At 32.5% G+C, this 19,476-nt stretch carries 20 protein-coding genes; 3 read left to right on the forward strand and 17 right to left on the reverse strand.

Annotated features, from left to right (window positions below; genetic code table 11):
• Positions 1–38: 38 nt before the first annotated feature.
• The gene (locus tag DNC80_RS01895) at positions 39–281 is read left to right on the forward strand and encodes a hypothetical protein (RefSeq protein WP_182648743.1); all 243 of its coding nucleotides are present in this window, start codon (positions 39–41) and stop codon (positions 279–281) included.
• 175 nt (positions 282–456) lie between these two features.
• Here the strand turns inward: DNC80_RS01895 and DNC80_RS01900 are convergent, their stop codons facing one another.
• From DNC80_RS01900 to DNC80_RS01955, 12 genes are all read right to left on the reverse strand, one after another.
• Complete coding sequence (locus DNC80_RS01900) at positions 457–696, reverse strand: AtpZ/AtpI family protein (RefSeq protein ID WP_182648745.1); 240 nt, start codon at positions 694–696, stop codon at positions 457–459.
• A complete protein-coding gene (locus DNC80_RS01905) occupies positions 668–1,069 on the reverse strand; it encodes a polymer-forming cytoskeletal protein (RefSeq protein ID WP_144889975.1) in 402 nt (133 codons plus the stop codon). Before DNC80_RS01905 ends, DNC80_RS01900 begins: the two co-directional genes overlap by 29 nt.
• Before the next feature lie 3 nt (positions 1,070–1,072).
• The gene (locus DNC80_RS01910; protein WP_182648747.1) at positions 1,073–3,697 is read right to left on the reverse strand and encodes a tetratricopeptide repeat protein; all 2,625 of its coding nucleotides are present in this window, start codon (positions 3,695–3,697) and stop codon (positions 1,073–1,075) included.
• A 325-nt stretch (positions 3,698–4,022) separates the two neighbouring features.
• Positions 4,023–4,718 carry an ABC transporter ATP-binding protein gene (locus tag DNC80_RS01915; RefSeq protein ID WP_144889971.1) on the reverse strand — a complete coding sequence of 232 codons (696 nt, stop codon included), beginning with the start codon at positions 4,716–4,718 and terminating at the stop codon, positions 4,023–4,025.
• A 42-nt stretch (positions 4,719–4,760) separates the two neighbouring features.
• Positions 4,761–6,230 carry a DUF5687 family protein gene (locus DNC80_RS01920; protein ID WP_182648749.1) on the reverse strand — a complete coding sequence of 490 codons (1,470 nt, stop codon included), beginning with the start codon at positions 6,228–6,230 and terminating at the stop codon, positions 4,761–4,763.
• A 47-nt stretch (positions 6,231–6,277) separates the two neighbouring features.
• A complete protein-coding gene (locus DNC80_RS01925) occupies positions 6,278–6,985 on the reverse strand; it encodes a hypothetical protein (protein ID WP_182648751.1) in 708 nt (235 codons plus the stop codon).
• A 10-nt stretch (positions 6,986–6,995) separates the two neighbouring features.
• Positions 6,996–7,670 carry a hypothetical protein gene (locus DNC80_RS01930; RefSeq protein ID WP_182648753.1) on the reverse strand — a complete coding sequence of 225 codons (675 nt, stop codon included), beginning with the start codon at positions 7,668–7,670 and terminating at the stop codon, positions 6,996–6,998.
• Positions 7,671–7,680: 10 nt separating this feature from the next.
• A complete protein-coding gene (locus DNC80_RS01935; protein WP_182648755.1) occupies positions 7,681–8,352 on the reverse strand; it encodes a hypothetical protein in 672 nt (223 codons plus the stop codon).
• A 121-nt stretch (positions 8,353–8,473) separates the two neighbouring features.
• Positions 8,474–9,148: a hypothetical protein gene (locus tag DNC80_RS01940; protein ID WP_182648757.1), complete on the reverse strand. Its 675-nt coding sequence runs from the start codon at positions 9,146–9,148 to the stop codon at positions 8,474–8,476.
• A 3-nt stretch (positions 9,149–9,151) separates the two neighbouring features.
• On the reverse strand, positions 9,152–9,805 hold the full coding sequence (locus DNC80_RS01945) for a hypothetical protein (protein ID WP_182648759.1): 654 nt from the start codon (positions 9,803–9,805) through the stop codon (positions 9,152–9,154).
• A 10-nt stretch (positions 9,806–9,815) separates the two neighbouring features.
• Complete coding sequence (locus tag DNC80_RS01950) at positions 9,816–10,496, reverse strand: hypothetical protein (RefSeq protein WP_182648761.1); 681 nt, start codon at positions 10,494–10,496, stop codon at positions 9,816–9,818.
• Between the two features lie 10 nt (positions 10,497–10,506).
• Entirely contained in the window at positions 10,507–10,848 is a 342-nt protein-coding gene (locus DNC80_RS01955) for a PadR family transcriptional regulator (RefSeq protein WP_086453071.1), read from the reverse strand.
• A gap of 153 nt (positions 10,849–11,001) precedes the next feature.
• Between DNC80_RS01955 and DNC80_RS01960 the strand changes: the two genes are divergently transcribed.
• Positions 11,002–12,054, forward strand: a complete 1,053-nt coding sequence (locus DNC80_RS01960; RefSeq protein ID WP_182648763.1) for a ferredoxin--NADP reductase — start codon at positions 11,002–11,004, stop codon at positions 12,052–12,054.
• Positions 12,055–12,145: 91 nt separating this feature from the next.
• On the opposite strand, the gene DNC80_RS01965 is transcribed toward DNC80_RS01960, so the two are convergent.
• From DNC80_RS01965 to DNC80_RS01980, 4 genes are all read right to left on the reverse strand, one after another.
• Positions 12,146–12,907, reverse strand: coding sequence for a GLPGLI family protein (locus tag DNC80_RS01965; RefSeq protein ID WP_182648765.1), 762 nt, complete (start codon positions 12,905–12,907; stop codon positions 12,146–12,148).
• 94 nt (positions 12,908–13,001) lie between these two features.
• A complete protein-coding gene (locus DNC80_RS01970) occupies positions 13,002–15,785 on the reverse strand; it encodes an outer membrane beta-barrel protein (RefSeq protein ID WP_182648767.1) in 2,784 nt (927 codons plus the stop codon).
• Between the two features lie 341 nt (positions 15,786–16,126).
• The gene (locus DNC80_RS01975; protein ID WP_182648769.1) at positions 16,127–17,131 is read right to left on the reverse strand and encodes a glycosyltransferase family 9 protein; all 1,005 of its coding nucleotides are present in this window, start codon (positions 17,129–17,131) and stop codon (positions 16,127–16,129) included.
• A gap of 54 nt (positions 17,132–17,185) precedes the next feature.
• Positions 17,186–17,791, reverse strand: coding sequence for a DUF4254 domain-containing protein (locus DNC80_RS01980; RefSeq protein WP_182648771.1), 606 nt, complete (start codon positions 17,789–17,791; stop codon positions 17,186–17,188).
• Positions 17,792–17,877: 86 nt separating this feature from the next.
• Here DNC80_RS01980 and upp point away from each other — a divergent pair, with 86 nt between their 5' ends.
• Entirely contained in the window at positions 17,878–18,531 is a 654-nt protein-coding gene (gene upp, locus DNC80_RS01985; RefSeq protein ID WP_182648772.1) for a uracil phosphoribosyltransferase, read from the forward strand.
• On the opposite strand, the gene DNC80_RS01990 is transcribed toward upp, so the two are convergent.
• Complete coding sequence (locus DNC80_RS01990) at positions 18,526–19,455, reverse strand: DUF6427 family protein (RefSeq protein ID WP_182648773.1); 930 nt, start codon at positions 19,453–19,455, stop codon at positions 18,526–18,528. The genes upp and DNC80_RS01990 overlap by 6 nt on opposite strands.
• Between the last annotated feature and the right edge of the window lie 21 nt (positions 19,456–19,476).

The raw sequence follows: 19,476 nt of genomic DNA on the forward strand, positions 1-19,476 counted from the left end.
TAATTGAAAATTGAAAATTATAATGATGATTTTAAAAAATGAATTTTACAATCGCATTGCATTATTTTCAAGTAACTTATCTTTTATTTATCAATCGTATTGAAAATACAGTTTCAAAAAACAAAAATAGGAAATACGGGATAAAGAATGCAGCGATATCTAAATTAGTTTCTCTCCCCTTTGCTTGTATCAAAGGAATTAAAAAAACAACCGAAGCCATCATTTTAAAAAAAGTAATCCCCATAAAAGCAAACCCCGTATATTCTGGTAATTTTGAATGAACAAAAAGCAGTATTATATATAGGAGTAATGATGATATAAATTGAAATAAATAAATACTCCAAGTTGTGTAAAAAAAATCGTGTTGAGATCCTAAAGCCGTTGTTGCATATTGCTGTGCAAAATACAATAGTAAGGTAAAGGGTATACAATATTTTAAAAACGTAATTAATTTGCTCATTTATTATTTTTATTAATGTTGTTCACCTGACGTATGACATTATATAGCCCAACAAAAACAGAAAATAAAGATAGCCCAATGGTAAACCAAGGGGTTGTTCCATGAGTATATTTTCCGTCCAGCCATATTCCTAAATAAGTGAATAAAAAAATGACAATTCCCATTTGGAAGGGTATTCCCATAAATACAAGCCACTTATTAACCGTACTATTTTTTGGTTCCTTTTTCACTGTCATTTGGTGTTTGACTTGTATTCATCATTTTCATGGTACAAGTAGCCGTAAAATCAGCTCCGGGTTCTACAGAAAGTTTCCCCACAAGAACTTCACCGTTAATACGTGCAGTTGCTTTAATGTTTAAAAGTTCCGTTACTTGAATTTTACCTTCAAATTTTCCTTCTATATCAGCACTTTTACAAATTATGTCTCCTTTAACGCTACCCAGCGGGCCAATAACAATTTTACCCTCTGAATGAAAATTTCCAATTAAATTTCCATCCAGTCTAAAATCAGCCTTAGAGGATATGTCTCCAGTGATTGTTGTAGCTTCTACAATTCTATTTGTTTTACCTAAAAGATCAGTGTATGGTTTTTGCTTTTTATCAAACATAGTTTATTTTTTTAGACCTAGATAAGCCTCAAGATTTTTTTTAATTTGGATTACTTTATAATTATCATTGCTAATCACAATGGCATTTGGCACATTTCCAGTAGGTTTTAATGCTAGTATTTTTGTTGTGATGTTCGTTGCAAATGCACTAGAATTAAATCCGTGGATTGTGATGAAATTTTCTTTTTCATTATACACATCAAATGACAAAGACAATTCAGTTAAATCGTTATCTTTTATAAATTTGGTTAATTTAACTGTTAAGAGTTTAGTGGCTTCGGCATCTTTTTTCCCTATGGTGTACAATACTTTCCACTTACCGCTTTCTGTTGTCTTGAAATCTATTTTTTCTAAAAATGGAATTTGCTCTTTTAAAGTAAGCACGGCACTCTTACCTTCTTCGCTATTTGGATAATTATCAGCAACATCTTGCAACGCATTTTTAAAAGCCGTTATTCCTCTTAGTTTACCTATGGTATTGGCCTTAAGCAATTCAAATTTTGACACTATAGCATCACCTGAAAATTGTGTAATTAATGGGTCTATGTTTTCTAATACTGTTACGTACTCTTCACTTTGGAAAATTCTATACCATTTGTTATACGTTGTTTCTGGAGTTTCTTCTACAGCTACTGAACTTGAGCTGGTATTGCTTATAATTTGAGTATAGCGTGAATTAGGGAATTGAGTCTCTATTTTTTGTTTTATAGCTGTTGCTTTACTCACATCAGTAATTTGGTATAATTTATACAAATTATACAAAGTAGGCAATACTAGTTTTTCCTCAGGATTATTTAAAAGTAATTGCTCTAACTTGGCTATTGCCAATTGATTTTCTTTGAATTTTTCTTTGTAGATTATTCCTAATTGATAGTATGCCTCATTTCGGTCTTTATTTAACTTATCCAAGTCGGCTTGTTCAGTAGGTAATTTCTTGATGTAAAAATCAGTAGTGAATTGCTCTGCAAGAGCTGTTGATGATAATCCTTCTGCGCTTGTAAGTGGCGAATTAGTATCACCGTTTGCTGAACTTGCATTTGATATAGCTTTTAGCATTCTCCAATTGCCTATTGCTTCTCTATCTCCCCAATTTTTCTTAAATTCTACTTTTCCAAAAGCTACTGTGGTGGGATTGTAAAAATAAAAGGTGCTGAGTGCTTGTTGTGAAATAGGTGCGTTCCCTGATGGCGGAAGCATAGCGTTTTTTCCTGCTGGGGGTAGCGGACTTAAATTTATAGCTGGATCTGGTGAATTAATCGATGAATTTGCAGCTAAATTTTCAGCAATGCGTTTGTTTTTTTCTTCTAGTATTCGTTTTTGTTCTTCTTTTTCTTTGAGTACAGCAATGTGTTTTTCATAATACGCAATTCTATCTGGTGTACTCATGGCTAAAACCCGCAGGATACTGTCATTTCTATTGGCAATGGTTTCATATAAAATAACCTCATCAAGATCCATTCTAATTTTCTTGATTTTTGCAAACTCTCTAGTCTTATCATTAAGTTTTACCAATGTACTATCATAATACTTAGCTGCAATAGGATATTTTGTATTTCTAAAATACATATTCCCCAGATTTCTATAGTTTGAAGCTACTAGGTAAGGATCTTTAGAATTTGATTTTAAGGATTCATTATACAACTCAACTGCTTGTTCTTGGTTGTTTTGCTTGTCATGAAATAAAGCCATTTGATGAAAAATCAAATCTTTAAATGGGCGGTTTTCTCGGTCATTTATTAATTTGTCAAAGGTTTTAGTGAACAATGCCACATCTCCTTTTTGATAATCAAAAAGCGTTGCTTTTTTTGCTTGTGCTTGAATGACAAATTTGCGCTCCGCTTTTCTGTTCATGTCTATCACATCCTGGTATACGGTTACAGCACTATCTTTATGTCCTAACTCTTGATACAACTGCGCTAATACAAAACGATATCTTGCTCTTTCTTGGTTTATTTTTGTAAAATCTATGGCTAATTTTAATTTGGCCACAGCACTGTCTTTTTGTTCTAAGTTTAAAAAAGAAGAAGCCAAAAGCGCATTTGCATCGGCAAAAACTTGTTTTTTTACTTCATGGTCTTCTAATAACTTACTAATATTCTTGATAACGAGCGGGTCATTGCCCAAACGCATATTGGTTTTTTCACGCCAAATCTTAGCTTCGTAAATTTTACTACTGTTAGGATATTTGTAAAGAATGTAATTGAATGCATCAAGAGCTGGTATAAACCGTTGATCATAGTATCTCGCTTTACCTAGCATGAGGTACGCCTCATCTATTTGCATGTTTTTTTCTCGGCCGTTAATGTTCATGGAGTGTTTTTGAATGGCCTTAGTCGCTTTGGTTTCGGCCAATTCAAAATCAGGGTTTTTAGCTTTGTTTGACGCTGAAAACTCCTCAGAAATTTGCATTTTTTCTATGGGTAGAATATTCCAAAAATTATCATCGCTGTTGTCGTTGACGGTTTTTATTCCTTTGTCTAATGCTATTTGTCCGTTGTAAAGGATGTTGTATTCAGTACTTAAGGCATGGGAATTTCTAGAAATGAAGGTATCTTTTTTTGTAGAACAAGCTACAAAAAAAGTAAGAAGTAACCCGACAGATAATGTTTTAAATATATTGATTTTCAATGGAAAACGTTTTTATCAATTAACTATGAAATACACCTTTTAGTATATGAACTTGTAAAAATACATTTCTTTTTGATAACGTGAAAATTATGACGCTTTATTTGAACTTTACTCGAGTGCGTAAGGGATTGCAGCGGCATCCTTTATTTTTTTCTTTAAAAAAATAAAGATAGAGCGAAAAGCCCGACCCGAGGTCTCGTTTTACTGAACGAGACTGAGGGTTACGCCCAAAAGAAAACGCTAATTCATTTAGTAGATACAAACCTTGGAGCATCTCTTAAGCGAATTAGCGTTGTTTTTTTTATCTAGAACTGTTGTGCTGAATTTATACGGCAAAAAACTGTTCTAATTCTTGTAAGGTTTCTGGTGATGTTTGAATGTCTTTGACCACGTTTCCTTTGTGCATGGCTACAATCCTGTCACTAACCTCAACGGTATGTTGCAAATCATGGCTTGAAACAAGCACGGTCACGTTAGGATCATCGGCTAGATCTTTGATGATTTTTTTCAATCGGAATTGTGTTGTTGGGTCTAAATTCGCAAACGGTTCGTCTAGAATCACTACTTCGGGACTGCCAATAAGAGTGGCAATGATGCCTACTTTTTTCTGGTTTCCTTTTGATAAATCGCGTAAATATTTTTTGTTTTTAAGGATTTCGCCGTTAAAAAATTCTTCGTGTTTGGCTAGTAAAACATCAACATCGGCTTTATTTTGACCGCGTAAATCGCCAATGAAATAAAAATATTCTTCGGGAGTTAAGTATCCTATCAAGAAGCTTTCGTCTAGGAACGATGCTGTAAAAGGTTTCCAGGCTTCGCTGCTGTTTACTTGTACGCCATGGTTGATGATGTTTCCTGTTGAGGGCTGGATTAAATCTAAAAGCAAACTGAAAAAGGTGGTTTTTCCAGCGCCGTTGTTTCCTACTAAGCCAAAGCTTTCGCCTTTTTTTATTTCTAAAGAATCTATTTTTAATACGGTTGTTCCGTTATATGTTTTTGATAGGTTGTTTACTTGTATCATTTTTTGAAGTTTAATCGGTTGATTGGTTAATGTGATTGTTAGTTATCCTTTTTGTTTGTAGGCCGCTATGGTAGCGTATTTCTCTGATTTATATGTTTTTTCAATCAATGAAAATGCTTTTTCTTTGAATGCGAAACCTATTACGCCTAGGGCTGCTACTAGCGCTAAACCTATAGTTGGACTTCCATATTTAGACCCAAGCCAATACAATAATACAGGTAATCCTAATTGTGGTATGGAGATGAGCATAGTTTTTACATTGAAGGCTTTTTTATCACCAAAAGCGCCTTTTCCTGAACTTAAATCAATAGGAGTTTTTGTATACGCTCCTCCTAATAATACAAGATGTGAGTTGACACCAATGTTATAAATGGCACCCACAATAATGGTTAAGTAAACTTGTACACCAAAATAAAGATAGAACGAAGCAATTACTGTAGTAACAATGGTAGCGATTACCATCAACCACCATTTTGAACTCAAATAGCCTTTGTATGGAATATTTTGTGTCATCATGAGCTGGTAATACGAGCTATCCCAACTCGGCACAAATTGACCGAAAGTGATTAAGAATCCACCTGAAACAAAAATTCCCGCAAAAATGTGCATGGTAGGATTGTTGTACATTGGAATTCCATTGGTAAAGAAAAGCAAACCGTAAAAAAGAAACATAATACTCATTCCTACCGTAGTTTTAGAACGTTTGTTTCTTTTAATTAACTTGATATCATTTTTCAAGAAAGTTCCGATGGCTCCAAACTGGTTCAGCCAAGTTAATTCTTCTGTTTTAGCCTCATCGTGTTTGCTGGACAAACCTGCGTCTAGGTACAAGTTCTTTTTGAAATATTGAAAAGTAACATAATACAAAACAACTAGTGCCACCACTGGTATTAAGAATGCCCAATAGGTATTGAAAAGCGCATTAAAAAACGGAGCTACATATGCTGTAATATCAAATATACCATAGTAATGCAATCCTCCTAAAACGGCTGTTGTTCCTAAAAATATAGCAAATAAATTATCTTTATTGCTCAACAATATGTTGATGAAATTATTACAATAGAATAAAGAATAAACGGCCAAGAACCAAAAAACAACTGATGCAGGATCATATCCTTCTATAAGCAATACTATACTAAAAGGAATTAAAAAGAAGGCATGAATAATGTTGAAAAAAGACAAAATAGTTTTCCCTAGTGAGAAATGGACAATGGTTGATTTATTGATGGGGAAAATCAATAAGGGACGAATGTTGAGTACTGGAATTTTTTGAAGCATCAATCGGATAATTAAATCCATGATTACATAGTAAAATAGGAATTGATTTACCGCTACTACAGGATCTAGTTTCATTTTCTTAAGGATATAAAATGCTCCCACACCTATTCCCAAGAAAATTAAAATAAAATAAGCGGCAAAAAATCCGATCACGATTTTTAGTGCAAGATTTGTGGCAAAAGATGCCGACCGAGTAAAGGACTTCCATTCAAGAAAAAGGAATTTTGAAATCATAGTTTGGTTTTTTGGTTTGTTAGTAAGTAGATCGAAATTAAAAAATGTTACAATTTTTCGTATTTATATTCTGGATAGGTTTGTTCTAGATAGGTTTGTGTTTTGGAAGGGATTACTTTGAAAATAATGAAAAGGGTAACAGATAATAACACTAAAACAAAGCATATTGCTACTAAAAAATAATCATTAGTTACGTAACTATCAATACGGTTGAATATTTGTAGAATAATGTTGAACGGTAGAAGTATGGCACCTGAGAAAGCGCCGTATTGATTGATGATTTCTTCAAACAACCATCTTTTTTGTTCTGATTTCTTTTTTTTATTTCTTAGCCTCTGTGATTTAATTATCTCATAAAGTGTAAAACCAAACAGTGAAAGATATAAACCAATTATAGTCCACTCTTGATACGTACTGACTTTTAAAATGATAAATAATAAAAAAGTCATTGCAAGTGTTAAGACAATTTTATGGATGCCAAAAAATTCTTTAAAATGTTCCCAAACGATACTATTGTATTTTTTGCCCAAAGCAGCTTGGCGACTCTGAACAACATCCATAAATCCAAAAACCCCAAATTTCTTGAATTCTTTGTTCAAGACTTCCTCAAAAGTCAGTTTAGGATTTTGCTGCCATTCGGTTTCAATAGCGTTTGCTAAATGATCTACTAATTCTGTTTGCAAATCATAGTATTCTATATAATGCTGACGGGTAAAAAGATAAAGTTGGTTTATTTGTTCAGTAGTTAATTTCATCTTCTAAAGATTAATTCAGTTGGTATTGTTTTTTAACTTTTGCTGTATGTTTAATATCAAGATAGATTCCTGTTGCGCAAAACAAAAGTCCAATGACCCAAAAACAAATAAGCGGTATAATCAAGAGATGATTCTGCTGGATTTCATCTTTAAATCCATTCGACAAGTTAATCCCTATTTGAGGAAATGACAATATGCTGGTTAAACTTAAAGAATAGTAACTAACTGCTAAAAACCGTTTACCTTGAATTTTATAATTCCTAATAAAGTGGTACAGTCCCGGAATTGCAGAAACTAATAACAATGCAAACAATACCTGAAGGTATTTACTAGGTTTCTCAAAGTAAAAAGAACCTTGGTAAGCAAGAATTCCTAACAGTATACTTCCAATAATTTTGGGGAATTTTAAAAATTCCGCAATCAATTTTCGTTGACTTCTATTGTATTCCTTTTGTAAAATATCTTTTCGTTCTTCTTGAATTGACTTAAAACTTGAATGCCCAACAAACTTACTTTCAGCACACTGCTTGACTTGATGAAAAGTAAGTTCAGGATTGTTCTCCCAAATTTCCTCCATACTAGTAACCATGTGATCTGTGAATTCTACTTGCAATTCATACCATTTGATATCTAAAGATTTGATGTAATTAGAGACGTATTCTATTTGTTCGGTGGTTAGTTTCATCTTCTAAAAATTAATTCAGTTGGTATTGTTTTTTGATATTCTCGATTGTTTTCTTTTGCAGGTGGATTGCTGTAACTGAAATCAAAATTCCTAATACCCAAAAACAACAAAAGAGTAATACTAACCATTGGTATTGGAGTAATTCTTCTTTCAGTTGATTACTCATTCCTATTCCCAAAGAAGGAAAAGAAAAGACCAAAAGTTGAGGGTTTAAGGTTTCTAAAGTTAAAAAGTCTTTACCATCAATTTCTTTGCTATTCCACCAATAGTAAAGTGATGGCAAACCAATAATCAATAAAGAACAAAATAGTACCGCTAAATATTTCTGAGGACTAACGAAATAAGCTGAAAAAGTATATGCAAGATATACTAAAAGAATACTTCCAAAAATTTTAGGGAACTTCACGTAATCAGTTATCATTTTCCATTGCACTTTCCCGCACTCTTTTTGCAAAATACATTTTCTTTCCTCTTGAATCGATTTAAAACTAGAATGCCCTACAAACTTACTTTCAGCATACTGCTTCACTTTTTGAAAAGTAAGTTCAGGATCTTTTTCCCAAATCTCCTCCATACTAGTAACCATGTGATCTGTGAATTCTACTTGCAATTCATACCATTTGATATCTAAGGATTTGATGTAATTGAATACATATTGTATTTGTTCGGCGGTTAGTTTCATCTTCTAAAAATTAATTCAGTTGGTATTGTTTTTTGAGTTTGCTTTTAATATTAAATCCAACTTTGTACAGATGCTTCGTTCCTCAGCATGACAAATTTGGAGAAATCTATTCTGTAAAAAACTACGTCAATTTCAATTTTTTTTCTAATTGAAAATGTTTGTGAAATAGTTTTAAATTCCCAAAAATTAAGAATAAATAAATCAAAGTTACAATCAACGAAATAGCTTTTATTTCTAAATTTTTGTTCGACGGTAAAATAGGAAAAAGACCAATCCCAATAAGAACACCGTAAAACAGTATCAAATAAAAACTTTTGTTAAAACGGTATAAATAGGTGCTTTTTATTCTAGATTTTAAAAGAAATAATTTCCCGCTTAACATAAATAATGCACCCACTAAGGATACGATTTTTATAAAAAACACAATGCCCGACAAAGCCAACGGGCTTTGTAATTTATTATTAAGCAATAAAATTGCAAAAGTAACTAAACTGACAATAATTGCTCCAGCAAAAAGTTCTCTTTTCTTGTCATTAGCTAATTTATCTACAATAATCTTTGGAGCCAAAAACCCGTTACCAAGCCATAAATTATGAGAAGCTGGCCTTAATTGTAACTTCCATTTTTGAAATACTTCTTTTAAAATAGTCTCATAAGGTTTCGAGTCATTAATAGTTTTGGTCTCAATTTCTGAAGCGATATGATCAATCAATTCTATTTTAATATCGTCATAAACAACGCCATTTAAAATTAAGGTTTCTTCTATTTGGGCTATTTGTTCGGTGGTTAGTTGCATATTCTATTGTATTGAAAATTTTCTTTGAAATTGTATGTGCTTCATTCCCAAAAAAATGATCGAAAGTAAAGACACAAAAAAACAACCTATTGTTGCCACAAATAAATTTTGATTGGTTAGATCATGAGGAATACTTGGATTAATAATAAATGATAATGAAAAAATCAGAAGGTTAAAACGACTGTCAAACAAATGCTTGTATGTAGAAGTGGCTTTAGATTTTAAATTCCAAAATTTGATTAAAAGTGCTGCAGCTGCTGTTGTACAAAAGGTGTAAATCATTACATCTTTCATTAGACGAATAAATTCTAATTTTTCTTGTGTGTTATAGACTACCTGAAAACTAATAATTAATAGTATTGCCGTTACTACTGATATAATAACTTCCCTTTGAAACTGATTTTTTAATTTACTATTAACTATTTTAGGATAAGTTGATTGTAATGAAAAAAAATCTCTTGTCAATTTGAACTCCTCACTCCAATTGTCAAAAACTTGATTGTAAACTACTGGAAAGTCATTATTAGAAACTTCCATCTCATTTTCAATTTCTGTAGCAATATGGTCTAAAACCTCTAGTTTCAAATCGTCAAACTTCACCCCTTTTGAAATTAAGGTTTGGTTAATACATTCTATTTGTTCGGTGGTTAGTTTCATAAAATAAAGGTTAAACTAATTTCAATTTTTTAACGATTTTAAAATGTTCACTAGCCAACATTAATTGAAAGAAAGAGTATACAAATGGACTACATAATAATATACAGCCTACTAGATTTTGCAAAAAAGAATTAGTAGCATCAAAATGCTTCAATGGATCTCTATAGATGTTAAACTGTAAGCAAAATAAAAAAACAAGCCAACCTCTGAAAAGAAACAATCTTCCGTACATGGTTTTAATTGTAGATCTCCAAATCAAGAACATACTTATACTGGTACATAATATCAATATGGTATAAGCTCCTTGCAACGCTAAACTAATAGCTTTAAAGGTTTCTTTTTGAAATGTATTTGAAACTATAAAAGCCAGTAGAAACCCAAAAACAAGAACTGAAAAAAAAATATGTAAAGCTTCTCGTTTAGAATAAGCGACTAATTTGTCAATTACAAATCGAGGTGCTTTAAAAAATGCTCCTAGCCAATTACTACTAGATGAAATTTCTAGTGCACTTTTCCATTTCTCAAAAACTGATTTATAGACACTGTCAAATGAAATTTCTTCCTGACTCATTATTTCTTCAATTTCTGATGCTATGTGGTCAATTATTTCTAGCTTCACATCTTGATAAACAAGACCGTTTAAAACTAAAGTTTCTTCTATTTGGGCTATTTGTTCTGTGGTTAATTTCATCTTGAAAAAATTAAAATTCTAAACTAGGCTTAGGGTTCACTAAACTCTGCATGTTTCTGATGAAATCTTCGAGTTCTGAGAGTCGGTTTACGGTTTCCTTTTCGCCTGCTTCGGTTAGTTTGTAATACTTTCGCATGCGGTTGTCAACTTTTTCAATTTCAACATCCAGAATTCCCTCAGCCTCAAGCTTGTGTAAGGCGGGATACAAAGCGCCTTCGGTAATATTGAGTTCACCCGCAGTAATAGCTTTTACTTTCTGAGTGATTTCATAGCCGTACATCTTGCCATTTTCTTCCAGCAATTTCATGATAATCGTATTCAGACTTCCTTTGTACAATTGTGAGTTTTTCATTTTATAGGTCATTTCGAGACTCTTGACAATCTCATTTAGAAAAACAAATATACATAAGATTCTTATACATAACATCTCTAGGTATATAAATTTTTCAAAGGCTTTAATTTAAGAAACCTATTGACTTTAGTATCTTTGTAAAAAAATAAACAGATGTCATCCTTTTTAAAACTTATCATAAAAGAAGTTAAACGCGAAACTCAAGATGCGGTTTCTATACTTTTTAATGTACCAGAAGAACTAAAAGCAAACTATGCCTTTGTTGCTGGACAATATTTAAATTTAAAATTAACCCTTGATGGTCAAGAGATTCGTCGTGCCTACTCTATTTGTAGTGCACCGGATAGCAGCGAATTGCGCATTGCTGTAAAAGCAGTCTCAAACGGTATTTTCTCGCAATTTGCCAATACCAAACTCCAAGTGGGCGATGTCCTTGAAGTAGGTACTCCGGAAGGAAAATTTACATTTGAACCTCAGGCTGATCGCCAACGCAACTATGCAGCTTTTGCGGCAGGAAGCGGAATTACTCCTGTGATGTCGATCTTAAAAACCGTTTTGAAAAACGAACCGAATAGTTCATTTGTATTGGTTTACGGAAACAAAACGCCACAAGAAACTATTTTTCACCAAGAGTTACACGATTTGCAATTGCAATACGTAGGACGCCTGTTTGTACATTATGTGTACAGTCAAGTTCAAGTGGAGCCTTCTTTATTTGGCCGAATTGAAAAATCAACAGTGAATTTTGTTTTAAACACAAAACACAAAGAACTTGATTTTGATAAATTTTATTTGTGCGGTCCTGAAGAAATGATCAATGCCGTTTCTGGAGTTTTAAAAGAGCACAACGTAAAGGAATCAAATATTAAATTTGAATTGTTTGCTTCTTCAACCAAAGAAAATAAGATAGAAAAATCATTAGGAGGTCATTCAAAAATTACCATTTTGGTAGATGATGAGGAAACAACCTTTGAAATGTCACAAAAACAAACCGTTCTAGATGCCGCATTAAAACAAGGAATTGATGCTCCATACTCTTGCCAAGGCGGAATTTGCAGCAGCTGTCTGGCTCGTGTTACCTCTGGAACTGCCGAAATGTCTAAGAATTCTATCCTTACTGATAAAGAAATTGCCGATGGTTTAATACTTACCTGTCAAGCGCATCCTACCTCTGAGACTCTTTATGTAGATTATGATGATGTTTAAGAAGTAACTATCCATTATTAAAAATTCCAAATTCCAACTTTTAAAGCTGGCATTTGGAATTTTTGTTATTTATAAATTCTGGTTATCTCATTTACAAGAAAGCATTCCACAAAAACAGGTTTTTTTGACGCTTATTTTCTTCCTTATCTTCCCCATACGTATACCAATCTTTTGTTTTTTCTTCGATCAAGGTTTTTAATCCTACTAAATCATAGGTTTTTTTAGCTGTAATGGACTTGATCGCGGAGCTATCATTGATTTTTAAATCTACCTTAGTTGCAATGTACGAGGTGTATAATCTAGGAATTGAAAGGCCTAAAATAAGTCCTGGCAATCCGTTTATAGAACATGGACCTCCAGAAATGGTGATATCATTTGTATAAAATGCAAAAACATATACATCATCCATTATTTTACCAACTGCTTTTCTACAATTATAGCCAGCAATTTCTCTGTGTTCATTAGTAATCTTCCACTGAATGTTAGGAATACTATCTACCACAACAAAATTGGTTCCTACAATTTGTTTTTGCATGTTCATTTTTCGAGCTGTAAAATCAAAATACCAACTGTTCTCTTCATCTGCGTCTTTTTCGTGTTTCGGGATTCTAGTTTTGGGACTCCAACGGTCGAATTTAAAAATACTTTTATTGTCCTCAAAAGTATAGGTGAAATAGGATATTTTTAAATCAGACATGTTTTCTTTCATTTGCTCATCCCAACTGTCATTGCTCATTGTTTTTTTCAGATTGGTGCTTACTTCATATTCAACTACAGCCTTATCTACAAATTGCTGAGCAAATAATCCTGTAGTGCAAACAAAAGCTACGAGATAAAATAGGATTGATTTCATAGGATCGGATTTTATACTTTTTGATGTTTTCATTTTAGTTATAATGCTTAAAAACGTTATTCAACGCATGATTCTACTTAACAAACGGATTTGTCTATTTTTTTTCTAGGCCATTTTTGTTTTTAAAATTCCATGTAAAACCAATCATAGCATAACGGCGAAGTCTATCATTACGCTCCTCACCTATTGTATTTTCATAGACAAATCTATTGATGCCAATGTTTTGATTCAAAATATCTCGTACCATCACATAAGCGGTAAATTCATCATTCTTGAATGTTCTTTGCAACCTAGCATTCCACAATTGGTTGGTAAGATTGGTTTGAAAATCTACTGTTTTTTGACGAGAATATAAATTATAATCCGTAGATATTTTCCATTTTTCTCTAAAGTAAACCGCAACATCTAATCCTAAATTATTGGTATTAAAAGATTTCACCTCATTGTTTTGAGAAGTAGCATTTCGGCTATTTGAAAAACTATTGTTCAAAGAAATATCATATTTTTTCTCTTTAGATTTATTCAAATAAATAGAGAATGACGAATTCAAAGTATTCGAATTATTGATTTTGTTATTGATACTATTTACAGATCTATTGAAATTAGCAGATGGACTTAGATTGACACTCAAATCGATTTTTTTGATCTTAAAACCATATCCCATATAGAAATTTCCTGAAAAATTTCCGTTTGTGTTGATTGGTGTGGTGATGGTCTTTGCACTTTCAGGATCAATATCTCTATTGAAAGAAATCAAATTTGAAGTTGTTCTAAAAGAAATACTTTGAAACCAATTCGTTTCGGTCAAAATATCATAACTATTATTAGACACATTTATACTATTTGTAAACGATTGTTTCAAATCTGGATTTCCTACTATTTGGTTAAAGAAATCCTGATTGTTACGCAATGGTTGTAATTGGTCAATTGTAGGCTGTCTAGTAGCTCCTTGATACGTCACACGCAAATTGCTGTTGCTTTTGTATTTATACGAAAAATTAGCCGATGGGAAAAAATTAGTAAAACTGCGTTTGTATTCTTTATTCAAAGTTAAATCTTGTAAATTAAAGGAAGTAAAGCCAAAACCACTACCAAAACTGTAATTGATTTTTTTGGCATTATAATTTAATTTTATAACCGGTTTATGGGTTGTAATATTTTGTTCAAACTGATTCGAAAGTGACTCTACTACTACATCATATTTGCCCGTAATATCAGAGAAGTCGTAGGTAATAAAATTGCTATCGCCGCTGTTATTTGCAATTTGATAAGATAATTGCAATGCGAATTTTTTTCCTAAAGGTTCTGTATACGTAGTGTTTACTGTAAGATTCTGCGTGTTTTTTTCACCTATTTTGTTTTGGTCCACTTCATTACTAAAAGCAAAAACACCACCTTCAAAACTTTCATTCGCCGATTTCAAAAAATTATTAGCATTGGTATTCAGAGTATTCCAATTGGTATTTACAGACAATGTTCTGCGGGCTTTAGCAAATTTATGCTTGAATAAAGCGCCAGCTGAAAGCGCTACTTTATCAGATTTTGTAGTAAACAAACGCTCTTGATTGTTTCGTATCAAGCCGTCACTACCGGTTGTATTCCCAGTTGTAAACTCATCACTTTCTGTATTATAAAAATTAGTTTTTGCAGTAATTTTTAAGGTATTTACGGAGTCAATTTTTACATCATAAACCGCGTTTAATTTAAAGTTATCTCTGTTAACATGGCTTACGGTTGATCTATTCTCGTTCAATTGTGTGTCGCCTACCTGAGTCTGTGTACTTCTAGAATTATTGTTCTGGTAACTTTGTCTGTTGTATTTTGGTGATAAATTCAAACTGTGTTTTTCACCCCATTTGTTGCTGTATTGTACACCTGCATTGGTATTCTTTATAAATCCATTTTGAGTATCTACATACGGTTCTTGATCTGTATCGCCACCAGTCCATTCATAGTTTACGTTTCCATCATCATCCATACTCATACTTACATTACCTGATCCGCCTCCAAATTTGTCACTATCCTGCCAGTCCAATCCATCTTGGCCCGTATTTCCATTTAATAAAAACGCAGAGAGCTTTCTTTTTCCTTTAAAACTACTCACCATAACATTGCTATTGTATCTGGAATCTGAATCGGTAAAGGGTTGGTTCGAACCATCTACTTTACCAAAATATCCTTTCTTCTTGTCCTCTTTCAATCGCAGATTGATTGTTTTTTTTGTGTCACCATCGTCTATTCCTGTGAACTCCGCTTGATCGCTTTTTTTATTAAAAACCTGTACCTCTTTAATAGCATCGGCACGTAAATTTTTAACAGCCATTCCTGGATCATCTCCAAAAAATTCTTCGCCATCTACCAATACTTTTTCAACGGTTTCTCCCATCGCTTTGATGGTACCGTTTTTATCAACTTGTATTCCTGGTAATTTTTTTAGTAATTCCTCCACATTTGCGTTGGCATCCACTTTAAAATCACTAGCTCTATAACTAGTGGTATCTCCTTTAATCTTGATAGAACCCGTTTTAATGACTACTTCACGGAGCAACTCCATTTTACTCATTAAGTTGATGTTACCCATGTCCATGTCTTTATCAGTAATGGTAATATCCTCTAAATAATCCGCATATTGATTGTGAGCAGTCATCAGTATGTACTTTCCTGGCTTTATATTTTGTAATAAGAACTTACCGTCTTTGTTGGATCGTGTAAATTGAAATAGGACAGAGTCTACCGGAGTTAATAAAGCTACAACTGAATTGTGAATTGGAGTTTTTTCATTACCATCCATTATCACTCCAGAAAGTTTGGTTTTTTGAGAAAATGCTGAAAAGCAGAAATAAAAGAAAATTACAAGTGTTACAACAATTTTTTGCATAAAGGGTATCTGATTTTGTGAAAGGAACGATTCAAGATTCTTCTAAAAAGTTTGATTATCAAATGAATATTTTCTTCTAATCAAAACAGATTGAAACAAACTGAATTTTTCAAAATCAAAAATAGTATTATTCTTACTGCAAAAATAATGCGTTTTTGTTATTTTAATGTTAAATTTATTCTTACATAAAAAGTCCATGGGTTTAAAAACTACAATTGTAATTTAGAAAGCACTTCTAAAGATTGAAATCATGTTTAGGAAACAGTCTTGTTAAAACGAAAACTCATCTGAAAAGGGCAATTTTTGATGGGTGTTTTGCTTTAAAATTCTAAATGGTTATCCTAAATACCATTAATTTTTAAAACAATAGTTTCCGGCAAAATCGTACGCATGGCATTTTCATAACCCAATACTTTTTTGTTTCCATAAACCGAAGTTGGTAATTTAGGAAACAAATTTCTGTCAGAGACCAAAGCATTCTCTAAAGGTTGGTTAAACGGTGAGAATCCCGCATACGGATGCGTTGCGCCCCAAAGTGTAATGACTTTTACACCAAGCATAGCCGCAATATGCGCATTTCCGGAGTCCATAGAAAGCATTACATCTAGGTTACTGATGAGTTGTAATTCCTCCTGAAACTTAATTTTTCCAGCAACTACAATCACATTTTCTTTGTTAGTAGCTATTGAATTTAAGAGTTCTATTTCGATTTTTCCTCCGCCAAAAAGTAAAATGGTTTGGGTTGTAACCAATGCTAATTGATCAATTACAACTTGCATTAAATCCAACGGATATACTTTAGAATCGTACTGTGCAAAAGGCGCTATTCCAATCAGTTTCTGATTTTTTTTTCCAATTAATTCGAGTATTTCAGGACTCAAAACTGCTTTTTCAGGAAACTCAGGTTGGGAAAGATCAACGGTAAAACCAAGTTTTTCAAAAACTTTTACGTGTCTTTCAAACATCGTAGGCAATTGTTGGAACACTTTATTTTCGGGTTGGGTCAATGCTTTTTTTGCTGCTCTTCCTTTATTCACCAAAGCTGTTTTTTTTCCGCTTAGTGCAAAAAGATTTCGGATAATTTTAGAACGCAAAACATTGTGCAAATCAGCAAAAGCATCAATTTCTAAAGCTTTCAAATCTTTGAACAAACGCAACAATCCAAGAAATCCTTTATGTCTCTCTTTTTCATCGAAAGCAAAAAAAGAAAGATTAGGAATTCCTTCAAAAAAAGGTTCGAAAAAAGGTCGGGAAATAACCGTGATTTTAATTTGTGGATACTGCTTTACAAAAGCACGTAAAACAGGAACCGTCATGGCGACATCTCCCATTGCAGAGAGTCTCATGACGGCTATATTTTGGATTTTTTTTGACAATTAATTAATGTTCAAAATATCTTTTTACTTCTTGTTTTGGTATAAAACAGGATTCAATTCATCATCATTGTACATCTTCATTTGTTTGTACACTTTCATGAATTTATCTCCATTTTCAATATCAGTAAGTAAATCATCAATTGCAGTTGACAAATCTGTTCTTTGCTCTAATAACACATTTAACTTAGCCTGACATTTATCTCTGTGATCTTGTGAAGCCTCGTCACGAGTAGCTTCTTCTTGCATATGATAAATTTTCAATGCTAAGATAGACAAACGGTCAAAAGCCCAAGCAGGACTTTCTGAATTGATTTTTGCATGATCTTTTACCAACACATGACTGTATTTTTGAAGAAAATAACTGTCAATATATTCCACCATATCCGTACGCTCTTGATTAGAAGCATCAATTCTTCTTTTCAATGTTAAGGCAGCAACTGGATCAATATTTGGATCACGAATAATATCCTCAAAATGCCATTGAACGGTGTCAATCCAGTTTTTGTGATACAATAAATGTTCAAATTTATCCTTTGGGAAAGGATTGTTTATAGGTTGATCAACATTATCAAACTGGTGATAATCCTTGATGCTTTGCTCGAATACGGAGTAGGCTAATTTTGAAAACATATCTTTATATATTAAAACACAAAGATACTTTTTATACTTTTATACCATAAAAAATAAGTACTAAGTTTAATTCGAAAAAAACAACCATGCAAATTCATTATTTATCAGAGGAAAACAGTGTCCTTAATCACTTTTTAGGGCAAATTCGAAATGTTACTGTACACAACGACAGCATGCGTTTCCGAAGAAATATTGAACGTATTGGCGAAATAATGGCATACGAATTAAGTAAAAATTTAGAGTATACCAATATTGAAATTCAGACACCTCTGGGAATAAAAAAAACAACTCAAATAGCTGATCAACTCGTATTATGTTCAGTACTTAGAGCAGGTTTGCCTTTACATTTAGGTTTTTTAAATTACTTTGATCAAGCCGAAAACGGTTTTGTATCAGCTTACCGGCACCACCCAAACAATGATGAAGCATTTGATATTTTGGTTCAATACCAAGCCATTACTGACCTCAACGGAAAAAATTTGATTCTAGTAGATCCTATGCTTGCTACAGGACAATCACTGGTAGCTGTTTTCAATAAATTAATGGAAAATATTACACCAAAAGAAATTCATATTGCTGTGGTTATTGCAGCTCCAGAGGGGATTGCTTACCTGCAAGAACAGCTACCTGATAATTGCCACTTGTGGGTTGCCTCACTCGATGAAAAACTCAATGAAAAAAGCTATATCGTTCCTGGACTAGGAGATGCAGGCGATTTAGCCTATGGGATTAAATTATAATTGTGTAAAAAAAGCAAACATACTGCAGGCAATCATCACATAAACTACAATTTCTTGTTTTAATTTTTCTTGTGGTATCTCAATATGACTGGTTGCCATGATAGCTAAGGGTGCAAAAGTAAAAAGAAGTAAATCATTACTTTTATGATCTGAAATTATATAAATAACAACGCCTAAAAAGAAAGAAGCTACTACTTTTTTATAAGAAGTATGAAGTATTTGAGGTCTACTGGACAAACTAGCAAACATAGAGATTATAAAAAACAAAGCAATAGTTGCATAAATAGACATTGCCCCGTTTTGATAATTGTTTGTAAAATAATCTAATGCAAAATTTACACTGATACTGTTTTTAATGTAAGCCAAACTATCAATTTGGAACACCGTTGTAAACAACAAGAAAATGATTCCAGTAACAAAAAAAGCAATAAAAGGTAAAATCCAGTTTCTATAGTCTCTGGCTACGTGAAAAATGATAGAAATAAAAACCAATACTATAAAAAGGACACTCCAAAAATGAAATAAAGTAGCAAGGAAAATCCACAACGAAGCATCAAATATTTTCTCCTTGGATGCTTTTAAAGAATGCAATGAAATTAATCTCCTAAGGGCTAAAAGCAGAAAAAAATTTGCAATAATGAGATTAATATTGTCAAAAATACTTGGGAAAAATAACAAGAACAACAAAAAGAAAAATGTAGTGAAAGTGCTGTCTTTACTCAAGCCATTTCTTTTGGCAATAAAATCAGTTAAAAACACCGAAGCAACTATAAAACAAAAAGATACCCCTTTTTTAAACATTAAAAAATAAGATGTCATCCAGGAAGTTTCTTGGAATTGTACTACTAAAAAGAAAACCAGCATAAAAATTACAACCAATGAAAAATTTAATGGTGTAGATTTTCTAAAAACACTTGTTATCATAAGGATATTTTATACTTTTGT

It is taken from the genome of Flavobacterium sp. SOK18b (assembly GCF_014156605.1).
Lineage (GTDB): Bacteria > Bacteroidota > Bacteroidia > Flavobacteriales > Flavobacteriaceae > Flavobacterium > Flavobacterium tiangeerense.